The following is a 19,161-nucleotide window of genomic DNA, read 5'->3' on the forward strand; positions in this document are numbered from 1 at the left end:
TGAGCTTGACGAGGGGCTCGGCACGAACGGATTTTGGGTCAGGTGATGAAGTCGAGATCACTTTGTTGGCAGGCTAAGTGCCTTGGCGATGGCTTCCCATGGCACGAGCTTGAAGTTCTGGGGTTCGGGCGGGGAGACGTTGCGGCCGTCCTGCGCGACCATCAGCCCTCTGGCAAAGCCGGGGCCTGCGGACATGCTGGTAACTTCGAGGCCGTCGGTTTCGGAGACGCCGTCGATGCCGCTAGCAGGGTCTGCGCCAACTGTGAACGAGCCGACGTATTCGTTGGCGCCTTCGCGACGGAACACGGCGTAGCTGTCGTTGCCCTGACTGGAGACGACGAGATAGCCGGTCTTGGCGCCCGTTTTGTAGAGGCCCATGCCTTCGACATCGTCCTTTAGCGCCGGGTGGCCTTCGACCTTGGCGACAGCGCTACGCGGTGCGCCGCCCCGGGGCTCGGCACCCTGCCGCCAGATCCCGACGTCTTCCTCGCCGACGTAGAGCGTAGCCATTTCATCGTCGGCAACGCAGCCCTCGACCTGGCTGGCGAACGGCATGTCGCGGACGAGCTTGATGCGAACCGTGCCTGCGGGCGTGGCGATCAGTTCCCACTGGCGCATCTTGCCGTCGGTCTGGTTGACGAAGACGAAGGTCTTCCTGCTGCGGGCGCTGCGATACATGCACAGGCCGTATGGATCGTCGAGACCGGTGGTCTGGAGGCCGTCGGCGACGCTGGTGAGCAGGCGCGTGCCGGGGTCGAGCGTGTAGATCGAGATGCCCTTGGTCGTGCGGTTGCTCGCGGTGACCAGCGTGACGGTCTTGCCGCCGAGCCTGAAACCGGTCCGCAGATCGACGTTGTTCATCCGGCCATCGGGGAGGAACTGGAGCACCTTGCCCGAGAGGTCGTAGACGTAGAGGCCTGATTGCTTCTGCGTGCCGATGATGACCGAGCGCGAGGGATCGGCGGGGTCGATCCAGATTGCGGGATCGTCCGCAGCGTCGCCACCGGTTTCGACCGGGGTCGTCTCGACCGTCGGTAGCGCGATGGGCATGCGCTTGGGCGCGGCGGGCTCCGGCCGGGCGGCGAGGCCCGCGGCGGCGAGCACTGCGGGCCAGGTGGTGATCTTGAAGTTGGGCCTTTCGGGCGCGTTGTCATCATCGGCGACAACAATCATGCCGCCTGCGACGGTGACGCTGCCCGGATCCTCGACCGCGTCGGCGGCGAAGCGCATAGGGACCGAGCCGAGGTATTTGTAACCATCGTCGAGGTCGTAGAGGTTGAGGCGGTTGGCGCTGGCGTCGGATACGACGAGGCGGCGGTCTGGGCTGATGGCGACGCCCTTGGCTTCGTCGGTGATGTTGCCGAGGCGGACGATGTCGACGATCTCGGGCTTCAGTTCGGCGTCGGGGTTGATCGCCAGACGCCAGACGCCGACGGCTTCCTGCGAGACGAAGACCGAGCCGCGATCGTCAGCGGCGCAGTAGCCGGTCTCTGATCCCAGTGCCATGCGGCGGGCGAGCCGCGCCTTGGTGCCGGTTGACGTGGAGACGAGCGACCACTGTTCGATCTCTCCGCCCTCGCCGAGCAGGAACAGGTAGAGGGCATCGTCGCGGTAATCGCGGGCGAGGCACAGGCCGGTAAGCGTCATCGCGGGTGTCGGGCCTTCGAGCGCGACGGGCTGCGGCACGCCTGCGGGATCGAGGCGAAGCAGGTTGGCCGCGTTCGACGAACCGTCGAGCGCGGCGATCAGGGTTGTGCCGTCAGCTTGCTTGCGGGCATCGAGCGCGCGGATGTTGCCGACGGCGTGGCTGGCGAGGCGCTTGCCGGTCATGTCGTACACTTCGATGCCGCCCGATTCGGCCCCGGCGTAGATTCGGTCGCCGACTACGACTGCGCCGTCTGCGCCCGAACCCAGCGTTGCGGCGGATTCGGCAGTGGCTTGGACCGCTGGTGCTGCGGCCTGAGCCAAGACGGTGCTTCCCGAGGCCAAGGCTAAGGCCATGGCGAACAAGCTTATCTTCATCTTACCCCGATCGGATCCTGCAGGATGCAGCGTTAGCGGGTTTCCGACCAGACTTTTGCTACATGCATGTTGCAGTGTGCCCCCAGACGCGCGCCGTGCTCTCGATCAGGGCAGTATCAGCCGCAGCGTCACTTTCAGACCGCGACCGTCTGCGCCCTCGGCGAGGTCGACGGTGCCGCCATGGAGGTGCGCGACGGCCTGGACCAGCGCAAGACCGAGGCCTGCGCCCCAGCCGCCGCGGGCGTCGTCGAGCCGGCCGAAACGACTGAGCGCTTTTTCACGCTGGTCGAGCGGAATGCCGGGTCCTTCGTCGGCCACACTTATGCGTACTTCGCCGTCGCTCTTTTCGAGGGCCAGCGAGATCGTGCCGCTGCCGTACTTGATCGTGTTGTCGAGCAGGTTGCCGATGGCCTGATCCATCAACTGGCGGTGGATCGGGGCGATCAGCGATGCGGGCGCTTCGACGACGAGGCTGCGATCCTCGTCCTCGATCAGCGGAGCGTAGATCTCGGCAATGGTTTCGAGCATCGCGGCGAGGTCTGCGGGCGCGAAACTGTCGCGGCCGAAGCCTGCCTGTGCGCGTGAAATGCCGAGCGCGGTATCGATGATCGCCAGGACACGCGCGCCTTCGGCATGGGCTGTGTCGATGGCGGCGAGCGCGGCGGGCTCTTCGACTTGCGCGGCGGCGCGATCGAGCGCGGAGGTCAGGCGCGTGAGCGGGGACTTGAGATCGTGGGCGAGCAGATCGGTCGCGATCTTGAGTTCGGCGTTGAGCGTGGCGACCCGGTCGAGCGCGTGGTTCACCTCGTCGCCGAGCCGGGCGAAAGCGTCGCCCGAAGCATCGGGGGGCACGCGGCGCGTGAGGTCGCCCTCGCCCACTCCGCCCAGCGTGGTGATCGTGGATTGCAGGCGGTGGACGATCTGGCGCGTCGACACGAAAGCAGCGAGTGCGGCAAGCAGCAGCGACATCGCCAGTGTCGCAAGGGTGGCGCGTTCCACGAGCGCGATGAACTGGCGGTCACTCTCGACGACGGTTCCGGCGAACAGGGTGTCGCCATTGGGCAGCGACGTGGGCAAGAGCAGCGCGGCTTCGGGCTCGGCGTGGCCGGTGCGGCGGATGTCGCTTATTTGTTGTGCGGACCGCTTTGGCGGCATGACCGCGACGTTGCCGACGATCACCCGGCCCGATGGATCAACCAGCGCGATGACCTCGCCGCGGGTAGCCTCGCGCGTCAGCCGCTGTTCTATCGCGCGGGCCAGTGCCGGAGTGCCGCCCTGCTCCGGGAGCGCCAGCAGATCGTCGCGCAGCGTCTCGGCAAAGTCGAGCGCCTGCGCGCGCGACTGCTGGCGGATGATCGCGCCGAGGCCGAACAGCAGCACCGCCGCCGAGACGACCTGGAGCAGAAATACCAGCGCGGCGATGCGCAGGGTCGTCGAGCGCGGGTTCATTTGTCCGCACCGATGCGGTAGCCCGCGCCGCGCACGGTGTGAAGCAAAGGCCGGTCGAAGCCCTCGTCGATCTTCTTGCGCAGGCGGCTGACGTGGACGTCGATCACGTTTGTGCCGGGATCGAAATGGTAGTCCCACACGCCTTCGAGCAGCATCGTGCGGGTGACGACCTGATCGGCATGGCGCAGCAGGAACTCGAGCAGGCGGAACTCGCGCGGCTGGAGTTCGATGGTCTGTCCGGCGCGGCGCACCCGGCGGGCGAGCAGGTCCATCTCAAGATCGCCGCACGAAAGCACCGTCTGCTGGACAGGCGCGGGCTGGTTGCGGCGGATCAGCAGGCAGATGCGGGCGAGCAGTTCGGCAAAGGCGAAGGGTTTGGTCAGGTAATCGTCCGACCCGCCGGTCAGCCCGGCGATGCGGTCCTCTGCCCCGCCCAGTGCCGATAGGATGATGACCGGGGTGTGGACCCCTGCCCCGCGCAAGGCAGCCAGGACCGCCATGCCATCGAGCCCGGGGAGCATGCGATCGAGGACGATGCAGGCGTAGGCGGCGTCGGTGCCGAGGAACAGGCCGTCGCGCCCGTTGGTGGCGCGATCGACGGTGTAGCCTTCCTCTGCAAGGCCGCCCGCGATGAAATCGGCGGTGGCGGGATCGTCTTCGACCAGCAGGATCTTCTGGGTCATCGTGTCCTCTAGAATGTCGCGGCCCCGCGAGCATGGCACGCGCAAGGGCGGCGAGCGAGGGGCGGTGCGCAACATTGCCGACTTTTCATGTTGGCGCCACCACGCGGCAATTCGCGCAAGGGCAAGTGTGCATCTTCGAAAGGAGCCGAAGATGCGCAAGACCGGTGTGGCGTTGATCGTGATGAGCCTGTTGGCGAGCCCCGCAGGTGCGGTGCCGAGCGGACGCCCCGGCGATCCGGTCACGGGCCTGTGGATCAATCCGCACCATTCGGTCGCGCTGCAGAACGAGCTATGTGGAAACGCGCTGTGCGGCAGGGTCGTGTGGGCCAGTAGCGGCGCAAAGGAGGACGCGCGCGACAGCGGCGTGCCGAACCTGATCGGAGTCGACCTGCTGCAGGACTATCGCTCGCGCCGCCCGGGCGAGTGGCAGGGTACGGTGTTCGTGCCCGACATGGGCCACAAGTTCAGCTCGGAGCTGGATGTGCTGGGACCGGATCGCATCAAGATCAGCGGCTGCATCCTGCACGGGTTGCTGTGCAAGTCGCAGATCTGGACGCGCATCGCGGAGCTGCCGAAGTGAGGATTTCCGTGCGCCAAAAGCGGATCGCGGCAACCGGTGCGGTGCTGGCGCTGATGGCGCTGGCATTCGTCGCGCTCGATCATCTGACCAACGAGATGCGCTATGCCGATGTTCAGGGGGCGCTTCATGCGCTGACGCCGGTGCGGCTGCTGCTTGCGCTCGGGTTCACGGCGGCAAGCTATCTCGCGCTGACGTTCTATGATCATATCGCGCTGCGGGTGATCGGGCGGCCCCTGCCCTGGCGGACCGCCGCGCTGGCATCGTTCACGAACTATACATTGAGCCACAATCTGGGATTCGGCCTGCTGACGGGCGGGTCGGCGCGCTACCGGATCTATGTTGCCGCGGGGCTGGATGGTCCCGATGTGGCGCGGGTGATCGCACTGGCAGGCGCGATGTTCTGGATCGGTGTGGCGAGCGTGGGCGGATGCGCGCTGGTTCTGGGCGCTGCGCCGATCGATCTGGGCTGGCTGACGCTTTCGGTGGGGTCGATGCACGCGGTCGGTGCTTGCCTGATCGCGGCCATTGCTGGCGGTGCGTTTGCCGTTGCGCGCCGGACGCGTCCGTTGAGCGTGTTCGGCGCGACGATCCCGCTGCCCGGTGTGCGGGCGCTGGGGGCGCAGTTCGCGACCAGCCTGGCAGACCTTCTATGTGCGAGTGCGGCCCTGTTCGTGCTGATACCCGGTGCCCAACCCGATGCGTTCCCGCTATTCATGCTGGCGTGGGCGCTGGGTATCGTGGTGGCACTGGTGAGCCATGTTCCCGGTGGCGTCGGCGTGTTCGAAGCGACCGTGCTGGCGGTGCTGCCAACGAGCGACCGGACGGGCGTGTTCGCGGCGTTGATCGCATACCGGCTGATCTACTACCTGTTGCCGCTCGCGCTCGGCATCGTGCTGCTGGCGTGGCACGAGGTGACGCGCAACCGGCGGCTGGCGCTGATCTTTGGCGGCATCCGCAGCGTCGTTGCCGATATCCTGCCGCTGCTGCTGGGTTGCGGCACATTTCTGGCCGGTGCGATGCTGCTGCTGTCGGGCGCGCTGCCGCCGGTCGGCTGGCGGATCGACGCGCTGGGCGATGTGCTGCCGCTGGGTCTGATCGAGGCAAGCCATGTTGCGGCGAGCATGGCGGGAACGGCGTTGATGCTGATTGCGCCGGGGCTGTATCGACGGCTCGACGGCGCGAGCGTGCTGGCGCGCGTTCTGCTGCTGGCGGGCGCGCTGTTTTCGCTGGGCAAGGGTATCGATTACGAGGAGGCGACGGTGTGCCTTGCGGTCGCGGCACTGCTGCAGGTCGGGCGCGCCAAGTTCAACCGGCGCACCGCGTTGACCGCGCAGCCGATCGGCGCGGGCTGGATCATTGCGATCGCGATGGCCGCGATGCTGGCGGGATGGGCCGGATTGTTCGCCTATCGCCACGTTCCCTATAGCGATGCGCTGTGGTGGCGGTTTGCGCTGGGGGCGCAGGCACCGCGCTATTTGCGGGCGATGCTGGGCTGCGCGGTCCTGCTGCTGGGCTTCGCCGCGTGGCGGATGCTGGCTCCCGCGCGCGCGTTGGCGAGCCCGCTGCCGGAGGCCGAAGAATGGCAGACGATCCGCGCGATCCTGTCCCGCGCCGACCGGACCGAGGCGATGCTGGCGCTGACCGGGGACAAGCGCTTCCTGATCTCGAGCCAGAAAGATGCGCTGCTGATGTATCAGGTGGAGGGCGCGACGTGGGTCGTCATGGGCGACCCCATCGGCACGCCCGAAGCATGGGAAGAACTGCTGTGGCGGATTCGCGATATGTCGCACCGCCAGCAGGGGCGGCTGCTGCTGTACGAGGCGTCGTCGGCGGTGCTCGACATCGCCATCGGGTTGGGCCTGCAGATCGTGAAGTACGGCGAGGAGGCAGTGATCGACCTGCCCGACTTCACGCTCGATACGCCGGATCTGCGTTCGGTGCGCAAGTCCGAGCGGGCGGCGGCGCGGGCGGGTGCCAGTTTCCGCATCGTTCCGGCAGCGGCGGTGCCGGTGGTCATGGACCAGTTGGAGGCAATCTCTGACGAATGGCTGGCTTCGCGCGACGGGCGCGAAAAAGGCTTCAGTCTGGGCTTCTTCGACCGCACCTATGTGCAACGCTTCGACGTGGCGCTGGTGATGTTCGACGGGCGGCCGGTGGCGTTTGCAAACCTGTGGCTGACCACGGGCAAGGAGGAAGCCTCGGTCGATCTGATGCGGCACAGCGACGATGCGCCGCGCGGGACGATGGATTTTCTGTTCGCCAACCTGCTGCTGTGGGCGCGCGAACAGGGCTACCAGCGGTTCACGCTGGGCATGGTGCCGCTGTCGGGCATCGAGGATCGGCGGCTGGCGCCGGCCTGGGCGCGCGCGGCGGCGCTGGTGTTCCGCCATGGCGAGCGCTTCTACGGATTTCGGGGGCTGCGGGCGTATAAGGACAAGTTCGCTCCGCGTTGGCGCCCGCGCTATCTGGCGGGGCCGCAGGGCGTGGCGCTGCTGCAATCGCTGCGCGATGTCTCGCGGCTGATCGGGCGGCATCCGGTTGCCGCGCGCGTTCCGCCTCCGGTCAAGCCGATCACGGAGCGCGCGGCATGACCGTTTTACGCTCGTGGAAGCTGCGTGGCGCAGTCGTGGCGGCATTTGCCCTGTTTGCCGCGCTTAATGCTCCCGCGCTTCATCTGCTCGGGTGGAATGAACGCACCGAGTATCCGGCCAGTGCGGGCAAACGGGATATCGCGGCCGTGTTCCTGTCGGGCGACATGGGGCTGCGGCTGGGCATGAGCAAGGACATCGCGCGCGGTCTTGCTGCGCGGGGATATCCGGTCACGGGCATCAGCTCGCCGGTCGCGTTTTCGAAGCATCTGGACCGCGCCCAGACCGACGCCGTGGTGACCGATGCGATCGAGGACGCTTTGGCACGCGGTGCGCGCAAGGTGGTGCTGATCGGCCAGTCGTTCGGCGCGGACATCCTTGCGACAGTCGTGCCCGGCCTGCCGCTGCGCTTGCGATCGCAGGTGGCCGGGGTCGTGCTGGTGGTGCCGTCGAACAACGTCCACTTCCGCGCCGACCCGAGCGGAATCGCGTACCTCGGCACGCCCGACGCGCGGCCTGCGCGTGCTTTGGCCCGGATGGAATGGACCAGGCTCACCTGCGTCCACGGTGCGGACGAAGCGGCCAGCCTGTGCGGGATGCTGGGACACGGCACCGCGCGCGACGTCCCCCTGCCCGGCGACCATTATCTGCACCATGACGCGCCGCGCGTGGTGAACGCAATAGTTTCGGCAATATCGGACATGCACAAATGACCCGTCCCGTCTTCTTCGATCCCACCGGCAAACGCGGGCTGTTCGCCAAGCGGGCGCTGGCGCTGGCGATCCTGGCGGTAATTCTGGGCGCAATCGCATTCGCGACGACGCTGGTAGCGATGCCGCAGCGGCGCGGGCTCGACCTGCCGACGCCGCACTATGGATCGGCCAAGCTGCACCATGCACGTGGCCTCGCAAGCCTCAAGGCATGGCTGCCCAAGCTGGGGTCGCATCCGCGCAAGGAAGCGCTGACGATCGCATTCTACCAGCCGCGCAACGATGCCTCGTTCCAGTCGCTGGCCCGCAACGCCGCGCAGCTCGACTGGGTTGTGCCTGCGTCGATCAATATCGCTGGGCCGGGTAATCTTCCGCAGATCGCCGAAGATCCGCGCTTCGATTCATGGGTCGGGAGCCAGCCGCACAAGTTCAAGGTGCTGCCGATGGTGCAGAATGTTGCGAACGACGGCTGGGACGGCGCAGGCACCGCGCGGCTGCTGGCAAACCCCGGCGCGCGCAAGGCGCTGGAGCACCAGCTTGCCGGTTATGTTGCGCAGCATGGTGGTGCCGGACTGGTGATGGACTTCGAGAGCCTGCCCGCGTCCGCCATGCCAGCGTATATAGCGTTTCTGCGCGAGATGAACGCGGCGATGCCCGATGGCGCGCAACTTGCCGTCACTGCGCCCGCAGGCGATGACGCGTGGCCGCTGGAGGCGCTGGCGAAGGCTTCGGACAGGGTCATCCTGATGGCCTATGACGAACATTGGCAGGGCGGCGAGGCCGGGCCGATCGCGTCGCAATCGTGGTATCTGACCGAGGTCCAGAAAGCGGCGCGGCGCGTGGGTGCCGACAAGCTGATCGTGGCGCTGGGCAGCTATGCTTACGACTGGCACGATGGCAGCGCCGACGCTCTGTCGATCAGCGAGGCGTGGCTTGCGGCGCATGATAGCGGGTCGGCGGTCGGCTTCGACAAGGCCAGCGGCAATGCGGGGTTCGCCTATGACGAGGACGGCGACGCGCACGCGGTGTGGATGTTGGATGCGGCAACCAACTGGAACGAGATGCTGGCGATGAGCCGGCTGGGGCTCGGCAGTGTCGCGCTGTGGCGGCTGGGCACCGAGGACCCTGGCTTCTGGAACGATCTGGCGGCATTCCGCAATGGCAAATCGCCCGATCTTTCGCGGCTGACGTCCGAAAGCGGCAACGATGTCGAGGGCAATGGCGAAATCCTGCGGATCACCGCGACGCCGGTTTCGGGGAGCCGCAGCGTGCGCTTCGACGACCAGCACCTGATCCGCGACGAGCGCTACGACGCGCTGCCGACACCGTTCGTGGTGCGGCGATCGGGCGCGGCCGATCCCAAGCTGCTGGCACTGACCTTCGACGACGGCCCCGATCCGCAATGGACGCCCAAAGTGCTGACGACGCTGGAGAAGGCCCATGTGCCTGCAACATTCTTCGTGATCGGCGAAAATGCGCTGGTGCGGCCCGACCTGTTGCGGCGGATGGTTGCCGATGGGGACGAGATTGGCAATCATACTTACACCCATCCCAATCTGGCAGGCAGTTCCGACGGCGAGGCGAGCCTTGAGCTGAACGCGACCCAGCGGCTGGTCGAGGCGTTTACCGGGCGCAGCATGACCCTGTTCCGCGCGCCCTATTTCGGCGATGCCGAGCCGACCACCGCCGATGAGCTTGGCCCGGCATTGAAGGCGCAGCGGGCGGGCTATACGATCGTCGGGCTGCACATCGATCCCAACGACTGGCAGAACCCGGGCACCGATGCGATCGTGCGGCAGGTGCTGGATCAGGTGCACGGCGCAAGTGCGGATTCGAGCCGCAACGTGGTTTTGCTCCACGATGGCGGCGGTGACCGGTCGCAGACGGTGGCGGCGCTGCCGCAGATTATCGCGGCATTGCGGGCCGAGGGCTATCGGTTCGTGACAGCCTCGCAGCTTGTCGGCGTTGCGCCTGCGGTTGCGATGCCCGCGCTGTCTCCATCGGACCTGACTGCGGTGCGCGTCGACGTCGCGGCATTCGTGGTGCTGCATGCGCTGGGCGCTTTCGTGACCTGGCTGTTCTTTGTGGCGATTGCTCTGGGGATCGCACGGGCGCTGGTGATGACCGGGCTGGCGTGGTGGCAGAGCCGCTCGCCGCGCGCCGCAGTGCCCGAGTACGAACCGACGGTTTCGGTAATCATCCCCGCGTTCAACGAGGAGCGGGTGATCGCGAGTTCGGTCGAGCGCGTGCTTGCCAGCGACTATCCGGCGCTGCAGGTGATCGTGGTGGACGACGGCTCGAAGGACGGCACCAGCCGGGTCGTGGCGGAGCGGTTCGGCGGCGATCCGCGTGTCACGCTGCTGACTTTGCAGAACGGCGGCAAGGCTTCGGCGCTCAACCGCGCGCTGCTTCAGGCAACCGGCGAAGTGGTGATCGCGCTGGACGCCGACACCCAGTTCGAGCCGCTGACGATCCGGCGGCTGGCGCGGTGGTTTGCCGATCCGCAGATCGGTGCGGTGGCGGGCGATGCGCGGGTGGGCAACCGCGTCAATCTGGTCACGCGCTGGCAGGCCGTGGAGTACATCACCGCGCAGAACCTTGAGCGCCGCGCGCTATCGGGCTTCGAGGCGATCACGGTTGTTCCGGGCGCGGTTGGGGCGTGGCGCCGGGCTGCGCTCGATGATGCGGGCGGCTATCCCGAAGACACGCTGGCCGAGGATCAGGACCTGACCATCGCGATCCAGCGCAAGGGCTGGCGCGTGACGTACGATCCCCGCGCGGTGGCCTGGACCGAAGCGCCCGAGACATTCCGGTCGCTTGCCAAGCAGCGCTACCGCTGGGCGTTCGGCACCCTGCAATGCCTGTGGAAGCATCGGCGCGTGATCGCGACGCGCAAACCTGCGGGGCTTGGGCTGGTCGGACTACCGCAGGCGTGGCTGTTCCAGATCGCGTTTGCGGCGATATCCCCGCTGATCGATGCCGCGCTGTTGCTGTCGATCGTTTCGACGATCACGCGCGTGGTCCAGCACGGCTGGGCGCAGACGCAGGGGGATCTGGGGCGGATGGCGCTGTACTGGAGCGTGTTCACCGCGATCGACGTGGCCTGCGGTTGGGTGGCCTATCGGCTCGACGACCGGCGTCCGCCCTACCCCGCCGGGCTGCTGGTGGCGCAGCGGCTGGTCTATCGCCAGATCATGTACTGGGTGGTGATCCGCGCGCTGGCATCGGCGATCGGTGGCTGGGTCGTCGGCTGGGGCAAGCTCGACCGCACCGGCAGCGTGGTCGCAGGAGGGCCGGCTACAATTCCGGCGTGAGCCAGACCAGCGTGGAGCGCCGCAGCACCCGGTCTTCGAGCGAATAGTAGAGGTGGATCTTCTTGCCATGATCGACGCACGATGCCGCAAAGGCGATGTCTATCCCCGAGCGCAGTTCGGGCGGCGGCGGGACGATCAGCGGCTCGATGCAGCGGTCGACGACATGCGTGAAGTTTTCGTCGAACGCGATCCAGCCAATGCGCCACCGCGCGTCGAGGGTCGCGCCATTGTAGAACATGACGTGGGGTTTGCCCGGACGCGAGATGATCGGGCCGGTCGAAAGGTGCCAATTGTCCCACGCTTTCTCGCGCACGGTGAAGGGATCTTCGACCACGCTCCACGGTCCGTCGAGCGTAGTCGCCACGGCCATGCCGATGCGCGAGGCACCGACGCCTGGACGGATGTCGCGCGCATATTCGTAGAACAGGCGGTACGTCCCGTCCGCGCCCTGTGCGACGGTGGCTTCCTTGATGTTGCCTTCGCCCTCGGGCGCTTCGAGCAGCACTTCCTTCTTGGCAAGCTGCGTCAGGTCGGGGCCTTGCGCGACGAGCATTGCACCCTGCGAGCGGGCGCGGTCGACGCCGGTGTAGAATACCAGCACGTCTTGCCCGGACAGGACGACGGTGGGATCTTCGACGCCGCCCGCATCCTTGTCTTCGGGGCCGGGCAGGATCGCGGGGCTGTCCTGCATCGCGAACGAGAGCCCGTCGTCCGACTTACCGGCATAGATCACCCCGGTGGGATCGCTGGGTGCAAGCGGATTGGGCAGCACCCGGACGAGCAGGTCGAATTTTCCTTCGCGCTCCCACACGAACGGGCTCATCAGGTCATAGCCTTCGAGGAGGCCGTCCTTGCGCGCAGCGTCCAGCTTGACCACGTCGATCGCTTCGACCGCGAAATCAAGGCTCACCCGGCGGGGCACGGTGCCGCTCATGCGCCTTGCGCCACGGTCAGCGAGAGCGCGCCGTCGATGGTGACGGTGGTGCCGGTGATGTAGGTGGCCTTGTCCGAGAGCAGGAACAGGACGAGGTCGGCGACTTCGTTCGCTGTGCCGGCCCGCCCCCACGGTATGGCCGCCTGCTTGGTCGCAAGCACTTGCGGGTCATCGAGCGCGGACTGGTTCATGGGCGTCAGGATCATGCCGGGCGCGACCGCGTTGACCGCAATCTGACGCGGCGCAAGTTCGAGCGCGAGCGTTGCCGTCAGCTGCGCCAGACCACCCTTGGCCGCATCGTAATCGAGCCCGCCGGCACGCGGCGCACGTTCGTGGATCGAGGAGACGTTGACGATCCGTGCAGGGGCATCGCCCCTCCTCCGGTCAAGGCCGCGCACGAAGCGGCGGCAGGTCAGGAACGGGCCGTACAGGTCGGCTTTCAGCACACGGTCGAATTGCCCCAGCTCCATCGATTCGACGGGCGTATCGCTCATGTTGAGACCGGCGGAATTGACGAGCATATGAACCGGGCCGAAGCGCGCCTCGGCACTGGCAAACAGGGCATCGACGGCGGCTTCGTGTCCGACATCGCACTGGCAGGCGAGAGCCTGGCCGCCGGCCTGCGCGATGGCGGCTACGACCGCGTCGGCGGCGGTCTTGTCAGCGTAGTACGTGAGCACAACCGGAACGTGACTTCGGCCGAGTGCGAGCGCGCAGGCCCTGCCGATGCCGGATTCACCGCCGGTGACGATCGCTGCGAGTGTGATTGGGTCGGTCATGCTGCTCAACGGGACAGCAAGAGGCTGGTTTCATTACATTTCGGAAAGATTTGAGTCAGCCGCGCGCGAAGTTTGGAGGGCGCTTGGCGAGGAAAGCCTCCACACCTTCGGCGAAGTCGGCAGCCAGAATTGCATCAGCGAACCAGCCGATCGTCTCATCGGTTTCGACCGGCGCGTCGCCCAAGCCGACATCGCGCAGGATACGCTTGCTGTGGCGCAGGGTATAAGGCGATCCGGCGAGTATGGCGCCCGTAAGCGCGCTCAATTCCGCGTCGAAATCGTCCGCCGCGATGTGGACGTCGATCAGGCCGATCGCCTCGGCCTGCGCGGCGTCGAGCGCGCATGCGGTGTAGATCATCCGCCGCGCCTGCCCCGTTCCGACGGCCGCAGCCAGCCGGTGGTGATCGCTCCGCAGGTAGAGCGCGCCGAGCTTTGCCGGGGTGATGGCGAAGCGTGCGCTCCGCGCGGCGATGCGCAAGTCTGCGGCAAGCGCAAGCGCCACCGATGCGCCGAAGCACGACCCTTCGACGGCGGCTATCACCGGCTTCGTCGCGGTCTCGACCGCGCGCATGGCGTTGGCCATTGCCCAGCCGAACTGGCGCGCGCCGTCCGGATCGCTGCGCAACTGGCCGAACTCGGCGATATCGTTTCCGGCGCCAAAATGGCCGCCCCGCCCGCGCAAGACGATGACGCCGACGCGGCCATCGCCGTCGGCGGCAGTCACCAGACCGGCAAGGTCGCACCACATCTTCAGCAACATCGCGTTGCGCGCGTGCGGGCGATCGATGACGATCGTGGCAACACCGTCGTCAAGCGTCAGTTCCAAGCCATTCGTCGTGCCGTCGGTGAGCGTCATGGTTCGTCCGTAGCAAAAAGGAATCCGAGATCAGATCGCATGCGCGTTGGCAAGTTCAGTCGTCGCTTCGATCACTGCTGGCTGCGGTTTTGACGAGGACGGCAGCCCGGTCCGTGCAGAAGTAGCAAGGGGCGCAAGGTGATGGCGTTGGCGCTCCTGCCCATATCGGGCTACCATCAGGTCGTGACCGAAAACTCCGCGTTCAGACAGGTTGGCATTATCGGGACTGGCCGGGCGGCGCAGGCACTGGCCCTCGGGCTTGGCGCGCAATCGGCTGCTCTGCCGCTCATGTGGGGCCGCTCTTCGTCGAACTGTGCCGCAACGGTCCATCGCGTTGGTCAGTGCCGTCAGGCTCCGTCGATCAAGGCGCTTGTCGGCGCATGCGATATCATTGCCATTGCCGTGGCCGACGAAGCGATTGCCGAAATTGTCGAGGCCATGGCGTCGACACCGCTCGCCCATGCCCCGCTCATTTTCCATATCAGCGGCAGCAAGGGCAGCGCGGTTCTTGAACCGTTGCGGGCGAACGGGGCGCGGGTCGCGGCCATCCATCCTGCCATGACCTTTACAGGGTTCCCCGAAATCGAGGTGCGCCGGATGAGCGGCGCCTGCTTTGCCATTACCGCTTCGGATACCACCATCAGTGCGGCACGTGCGGTTGTTGGCGCGCTGGGCGGGATCGCGATCGAGATCACAGAGCATGATCGCCCCCTCTATCACGCGGCCCTGTGTCACGCGGCAAACCACCTGGTGACCCTGTTCGCCGGCGCCTTGCGAATGCTGGAGTGTGCAGGTGTCGAGGATCCCGCCCGCGTCGTTGCGCCGCTGGCGTCAGCCGCGCTCGAGAACAGCATTGCGCGCGGGTTCGATGCCCTGTCCGGCCCCATCCTGCGCGGGGATACCGATACGATTCAAAGCCATCTTGCAGCACTTGAGGATAGTTGTCCCGAAACCCTGCCCGCCTATCGCGCCATGGCGCTGGCCACCCTTATGGAACAGGACCGCAGGGATCCAAAACCTGCGAGATCGGGACTACATCGCCTGATTGGCGAATGATTCGCGGTCACCCGCATCCATCGTGTCTGCAAGGCTCAAGGCGGTGGACCTCGCACGACGCCTGGCGAGCGAACACGGCGTCTCAGTGGAGCAGGGCAAGCAGATGATCATGCAATCGCTTGGTGGCGTCCCCATCGGCCGACCATCGCACCCTTCGGAAGCCGAAGGGCTGGTATCGTTCACGGCAATCTGAAGCGCGAATAGCCACTTTTGCGGCGGCAGTAGTCTATTTGTATGTGCCGTTCCCAGCGTGGGAACATGACGCTGCAAGGGCAAGCTCACCAAGCTTATCTTAGTCTGTCAGGGTCGTTTCTGTGCGCTGCTTCGTGATCCACACAGCCTCACTATCTTGACTGCGCATCAATCGCGAGAAAATCGTGATGGCCTTGTCGGCCGAGGTTGGCATCGGGCGGGCGTCGGGCGCGCAGTCGATGATGCGCTGTTGTGCTTCGATCATGAGCTTGTCTTCAAGAAAGGCGCCGGTGGCGACATCGATCATCGCCTGCGCCATCTGTTCGTCGCCGTGTTCCGCCGCAGGCCCCCAAGAATAGTAGTAAGAGGTCGTCGTCGCGCTTGTCGGAGTTACCGCTTGGCTGGTGAAATTCGCAAACAGCGTGGGCAGGTCGTCGGGAGGCGCAGCGTTTCTGCACCGTTCTGCCGTGCCTGCGGGGAATATCCCGGTGTACAGCAGGAATACACCCGGCAGCACGAAGTCGTAACTGGTCCAGATATCGACAAGCTGGTGGTCGGCAGCCTTGCCGAGAGGCGGCACAGGCGGTGTTCGGATGATCCAGCGCGAGGAACGCACCCCTTCGGCGATCGCTTCCACCTTCGGGCGGCTTTCCGCCCAGGCAGGCCCGGCACCAAAGCTCGTCGCATGGACATAGGCCAGGTGGGTTAGATCGAGCAGGTTGTCGTTTATCAGTTCGTAGTTGGCTTGGTAGTGCAGTTCGCCGGTCTTGAGGACCCAGCGCGGATCGTCGAGCGCCTTTGATTGCGCGATGCGCGAAGGATCGGCCCTTTCAGGATCGCCCATCCACACCCAGACCCAGTCGTTGCGCTCAACGACCGGATAGGTTCGAACGCAGGCTGTCGCTGGAATGATTTCCTGACCTGGTATTTGCGTGCAGCGTCCAGCCGCATTGAAGCGCAACCCGTGGTACATGCAGCGGATCTGATTGCCTTCGATCCGGCCCAGCGAAAGCGGGGCCAGGCGGTGTACGCAGCGATCCTCCATGACAACGATCGCGCCATCGCCGCTACGCCAGATCGCCACCGGTTCGCCCAACAGCATACGCTGGACCGGCTTGTCGGTCGAGAACTGGTAGCTCCATCCAGCGACGTACCAGCAGTTGCGGATCAGCATGTCTTTTCTCGCCATTTTCTTGATCGCATGGCCCGGACCCAGTGGTGCCGGATCCGGGCCTGCGTGCCGCAACAGGGAGGCTGCGACATGCATTTTGTCGGGTCAGAATTTCACGCCCACTCTGGCGTACCATTCGGCCGGGCGGCTCCAGGTGCCATAGATCAAGCCCGCCCCGAACGCCTGGGATTGCCCGGTGACGATGTAGCGCGTGTTGGTGAGATTGGTCCCGCCCACGGTAAGCTCCCAGTTATCCGATGGTGACCGATAAGTGATGCTGGCGTTGAGGATGTCGAGGCCCGGGCGGCGCAGCAGGTAGGTACGCTCGGTATCGTTCCACAGCGACGACGTGCGCGTGTAATCCGCCAGCAGCACGATTACGCCCCGCTCACCGAGATCAAGCCGGTAACGCGGCGTGACGTTGAACTTCCACTTCGGTGCCTTGGGCAGTTGTGAACCTGCCATGGTTCCGGCTTGGAAAGGATTGGGCGCTACCACGGCCTGCGCAAGAACGCTGGTGAAGTAGGCATCGGTATAGCCGAGTGATGCGTTGATCGTCAGGCCATCAGCCGGGGCGATGATCGCTTCAGCTTCGAAGCCCTTGATCCTGGCCGTGCCTGCATTTTGGACGGTTGGGCTTACCCCTTGCTGGAAGTTCAGCTGGATGCCGGTGTAGCGGGTCGTGAACGCAGCAAGATTGAGCTGCAACCGCCGGTCCAGCAGGGTCGACTTGATGCCTGCCTCGAAGCTTTCGGCCTCTTCCTCGTCGAAGTCCGGCGCGGTCGGCAGCGGGTTTGACAGGCGGGTCGTCCAGCCACCGGTCTTGTATCCGCGTGACCACGAACCATAGACCATCACATCTTCGTTCGGGTGGAGTTGTATGCCGACTTTGGGGGCAAAGTTGCTGAACTTCTTCTTCTGAACCCCAGCGACATAGTACCTTAGCGGCTGGCCGGGCACGGGAAATCCGAGGATCGACTGGCAGGGCTCTCCATAGACCGGGCAGTTGAACAGCTTGTAGTTGAAGCCGTTGGCGTCCGATTGCCCGCCGGTGAAGTCCTTGTCTTCATGGGTGTAGCGCCCCCCCAACGTCACACCGATAAGATCGCTCAGCCGCCAGTCGACCTGGCCGAAAATCGCATAGTTCTTCGTCTTGAGGTCGTTAGGGCCGATAATCTGGAGCAAGCCGTCCGCGAAGGTCACGAAGTCGCGCATCTTGCCGGTTTCGCGGAAGTAGTATCCACCAAGGACGAAATTGAGTTTCTCGTCCAGAGCGTTGCCGATCAGCTGGACTTCCTGGCTAAACTGGTTTTGCGAAAGCGAGAACGAGGGTTCGAGCAGTGCCACGGGCGAATTGTCGAGATCGAGCCCCGATGACCAGCGCAAGTTGCGGTAGCCGGTGATCGACTTCAGCGCGATCGTGTCGCTGACGTCGAAATCCAGCGTCCCCGTGAAACCATAGACCTGCATGTTCGAGAAGCTGTTGCCTGTTGCATAGCTGACGTCCTTGTCAGTGGAGACCCAGCGGTTGTCATAGGGCAAACGGTTGTTGTTCGGGTCCCCGTCGACGTTGACGCCAGCCAGGGCCGACAGGTTCGTGGCGGGATTGACCGGTGTCCCGCGCACGCCGCAGAGCGCTCCGGCATTGCGCGCCGCGATCTGCGTCGGGGTCGCGCCGATACAGAAGTTGTAGAGACCGCCGAAGAAGAAACCTGACGATCCGGTGACAACGTCGAGCGCGGTGCCGGGAATGTTGTTCTGCGCCAGGCCGGCAAATGGGCCACCGACGCCGGTAGTCACCGCAAGAACCGAACTCGACATCGAGGACTGGTCGATCTTCATGTAATCGCCGCCCAGCGTAACGCGCAACGAAGGCGAGGCCTCCCACAGCAGCTTTCCGCGCAAGGTCCATTCATGCTGGCTGCCCTCGCGGCTCGCCGTTTCATACCCGGTCTGCGGCAATGAGCCGGGTCTTTCCGTGACGAAGGGCGTAGCGGACTGATATGGCAGGCGCTTCTGGTAGCCATCGCGGTTCTTTATCGAGAACGTGATCGAGCTCTTCAGCGTCTCCGACAGCGGAAGGTCAGCATAGCCTCGGGCGTCGAGGCGATTGTAGCGGCCAGTGGTAATATCCCCTTCGAAGGCGGGCGTGTCGCCGGGCTTGCGCGTAACGACGCTGATCGCGCCGCCAATGGTGTTGCGGCCGAAGAGTGTGCCCTGGGGCCCCTTGAGCACTTCGATCCTCTCGACGTCGGGCAGATCGAGGTTGGCACCGACGGTTCGGGCGAGATACACTCCGTCAAGGTAGATGCCGACGCCTGGGTCGATGTTCATCGCGAAGTCATTTGCGCCGATGCCGCGGATAAAGGCTGAAAGGACAGCCGATGAACCCGAGAAGGGCGTGCCCGCGTCGAGCGAGACATTGGGTGCCGAATTCGATATCTGCGCCACGTCGCTCACGGCGCGCTCCCTGAGTGTATCAGCAGAGAAGGCCGAAATTGCGATCGGCACGTCCTGAACGTTCTCGGCGCGCTTTTGCGCCGTCACGACAATCTGCGCGATGCCGCCTTCGTTTGCAGTTTCACTGCTTTCCTGTGCATTGACCGTTGCCGGCATCGCGAGCGCCAAAACACTTGCTGCTGTCGCAAAACGCATAACTCTTCTCCCCTCCCGCCCTGGTTTTCCCAGTGTCGGTGTGCGTGCTCAGAGATACGGAAGTCCACTATCGGCAAACAGCGCACCAAGTGCACAAAGTACCCTGTGAAACGTGCACTCGCGCATGCTCGCGCCGCGCTCGTTTCATGCTAGCCTGCGTATCGGCTCGGGA

14 protein-coding genes are annotated in these 19,161 nt (G+C 65.3%); 6 read left to right on the forward strand and 8 right to left on the reverse strand.

Annotated features, from left to right (window positions below):
* Positions 1-57 precede the first annotated feature (57 nt).
* From GGQ88_RS00165 to GGQ88_RS00175, 3 genes are all read right to left on the reverse strand, one after another.
* Positions 58-1,968, reverse strand: coding sequence for a phytase (locus tag GGQ88_RS00165; RefSeq protein ID WP_221214440.1), 1,911 nt, complete (start codon positions 1,966-1,968; stop codon positions 58-60).
* A 159-nt stretch (positions 1,969-2,127) separates the two neighbouring features.
* Positions 2,128-3,471 carry a sensor histidine kinase gene (locus GGQ88_RS00170; RefSeq protein ID WP_183611014.1) on the reverse strand — a complete coding sequence of 448 codons (1,344 nt, stop codon included), beginning with the start codon at positions 3,469-3,471 and terminating at the stop codon, positions 2,128-2,130.
* A complete protein-coding gene (locus GGQ88_RS00175) occupies positions 3,468-4,154 on the reverse strand; it encodes a response regulator transcription factor (RefSeq protein WP_183611898.1) in 687 nt (228 codons plus the stop codon). The genes GGQ88_RS00170 and GGQ88_RS00175 overlap by 4 nt, the downstream gene beginning before the upstream one ends.
* A 151-nt stretch (positions 4,155-4,305) precedes the next feature.
* Between GGQ88_RS00175 and GGQ88_RS00180 the strand changes: the two genes are divergently transcribed.
* Genes GGQ88_RS00180 through GGQ88_RS00195 form a run of 4 tightly spaced genes read left to right on the forward strand, consistent with a single transcriptional unit; the run spans position 4,306 to position 11,346 of the window.
* On the forward strand, positions 4,306-4,734 hold the full coding sequence (locus GGQ88_RS00180; protein ID WP_183611015.1) for a DUF2147 domain-containing protein: 429 nt from the start codon (positions 4,306-4,308) through the stop codon (positions 4,732-4,734).
* A gap of 53 nt (positions 4,735-4,787) precedes the next feature.
* Positions 4,788-7,325: a bifunctional lysylphosphatidylglycerol flippase/synthetase MprF gene (mprF, locus tag GGQ88_RS00185; RefSeq protein WP_183611899.1), complete on the forward strand. Its 2,538-nt coding sequence runs from the start codon at positions 4,788-4,790 to the stop codon at positions 7,323-7,325.
* Positions 7,322-8,035: an AcvB/VirJ family lysyl-phosphatidylglycerol hydrolase gene (locus tag GGQ88_RS00190; RefSeq protein WP_183611016.1), complete on the forward strand. Its 714-nt coding sequence runs from the start codon at positions 7,322-7,324 to the stop codon at positions 8,033-8,035. The genes mprF and GGQ88_RS00190 overlap by 4 nt, the downstream gene beginning before the upstream one ends.
* Entirely contained in the window at positions 8,032-11,346 is a 3,315-nt protein-coding gene (locus GGQ88_RS00195; protein ID WP_183611017.1) for a glycosyltransferase, read from the forward strand. Before GGQ88_RS00190 ends, GGQ88_RS00195 begins: the two co-directional genes overlap by 4 nt.
* Here the strand turns inward: GGQ88_RS00195 and GGQ88_RS00200 are convergent.
* Genes GGQ88_RS00200 through GGQ88_RS00210 form a run of 3 tightly spaced genes read right to left on the reverse strand, consistent with a single transcriptional unit; the run spans position 11,330 to position 13,915 of the window.
* Positions 11,330-12,280 carry a glycoside hydrolase family protein gene (locus tag GGQ88_RS00200; RefSeq protein WP_183611018.1) on the reverse strand — a complete coding sequence of 317 codons (951 nt, stop codon included), beginning with the start codon at positions 12,278-12,280 and terminating at the stop codon, positions 11,330-11,332. The two genes, GGQ88_RS00195 and GGQ88_RS00200, sit on opposite strands and share 17 nt — an antisense overlap.
* Complete coding sequence (locus GGQ88_RS00205) at positions 12,277-13,059, reverse strand: SDR family NAD(P)-dependent oxidoreductase (protein WP_183611019.1); 783 nt, start codon at positions 13,057-13,059, stop codon at positions 12,277-12,279. Before GGQ88_RS00205 ends, GGQ88_RS00200 begins: the two co-directional genes overlap by 4 nt.
* Positions 13,060-13,114: 55 nt before the next feature.
* A complete protein-coding gene (locus GGQ88_RS00210) occupies positions 13,115-13,915 on the reverse strand; it encodes an enoyl-CoA hydratase/isomerase family protein (protein WP_183611020.1) in 801 nt (266 codons plus the stop codon).
* A gap of 141 nt (positions 13,916-14,056) precedes the next feature.
* On the opposite strand from GGQ88_RS00210, the gene GGQ88_RS00215 reads away from it, so the two are divergent.
* Positions 14,057-14,971, forward strand: coding sequence for a Rossmann-like and DUF2520 domain-containing protein (locus GGQ88_RS00215; protein WP_183611021.1), 915 nt, complete (start codon positions 14,057-14,059; stop codon positions 14,969-14,971).
* Between the two features lie 22 nt (positions 14,972-14,993).
* Complete coding sequence (locus GGQ88_RS00220) at positions 14,994-15,164, forward strand: hypothetical protein (RefSeq protein ID WP_183611022.1); 171 nt, start codon at positions 14,994-14,996, stop codon at positions 15,162-15,164.
* Between the two features lie 99 nt (positions 15,165-15,263).
* Here GGQ88_RS00220 and GGQ88_RS00225 read toward each other — a convergent pair whose 3' ends face one another.
* Together GGQ88_RS00225 and GGQ88_RS00230 are read right to left on the reverse strand one after the other, a co-directional pair.
* Complete coding sequence (locus GGQ88_RS00225) at positions 15,264-16,352, reverse strand: aromatic ring-hydroxylating dioxygenase subunit alpha (protein ID WP_183611023.1); 1,089 nt, start codon at positions 16,350-16,352, stop codon at positions 15,264-15,266.
* Positions 16,353-16,439: 87 nt separating this feature from the next.
* Entirely contained in the window at positions 16,440-18,989 is a 2,550-nt protein-coding gene (locus GGQ88_RS00230; RefSeq protein WP_183611024.1) for a TonB-dependent receptor, read from the reverse strand.
* Positions 18,990-19,161 lie beyond the last annotated feature (172 nt).

The sequence above is a fragment of the Novosphingobium hassiacum genome (genome assembly GCF_014196055.1).
Taxonomy (GTDB): Bacteria; Pseudomonadota; Alphaproteobacteria; order Sphingomonadales; family Sphingomonadaceae; genus Novosphingobium; species Novosphingobium hassiacum.

Coding starts and splice junctions, on each gene's coding strand:
- GGQ88_RS00230 (WP_183611024.1), bottom strand. CDS start 18,989: ATGCGTTTTGCGACAGCAGCAAGTGTTTTGGCGCTCGCGATGCCGGCA.
- GGQ88_RS00215 (WP_183611021.1), top strand. CDS start 14,057: ATGGCGTTGGCGCTCCTGCCCATATCGGGCTACCATCAGGTCGTGACC.
- GGQ88_RS00210 (WP_183611020.1), bottom strand. CDS start 13,915: ATGACGCTCACCGACGGCACGACGAATGGCTTGGAACTGACGCTTGAC.
- GGQ88_RS00175 (WP_183611898.1), bottom strand. CDS start 4,154: ATGACCCAGAAGATCCTGCTGGTCGAAGACGATCCCGCCACCGCCGAT.
- GGQ88_RS00205 (WP_183611019.1), bottom strand. CDS start 13,059: ATGACCGACCCAATCACACTCGCAGCGATCGTCACCGGCGGTGAATCC.
- GGQ88_RS00170 (WP_183611014.1), bottom strand. CDS start 3,471: ATGAACCCGCGCTCGACGACCCTGCGCATCGCCGCGCTGGTATTTCTG.
- mprF (WP_183611899.1), top strand. CDS start 4,788: ATGGCGCTGGCATTCGTCGCGCTCGATCATCTGACCAACGAGATGCGC.
- GGQ88_RS00190 (WP_183611016.1), top strand. CDS start 7,322: ATGACCGTTTTACGCTCGTGGAAGCTGCGTGGCGCAGTCGTGGCGGCA.
- GGQ88_RS00225 (WP_183611023.1), bottom strand. CDS start 16,352: ATGGCGAGAAAAGACATGCTGATCCGCAACTGCTGGTACGTCGCTGGA.
- GGQ88_RS00195 (WP_183611017.1), top strand. CDS start 8,032: ATGACCCGTCCCGTCTTCTTCGATCCCACCGGCAAACGCGGGCTGTTC.
- GGQ88_RS00180 (WP_183611015.1), top strand. CDS start 4,306: ATGCGCAAGACCGGTGTGGCGTTGATCGTGATGAGCCTGTTGGCGAGC.
- GGQ88_RS00200 (WP_183611018.1), bottom strand. CDS start 12,280: ATGAGCGGCACCGTGCCCCGCCGGGTGAGCCTTGATTTCGCGGTCGAA.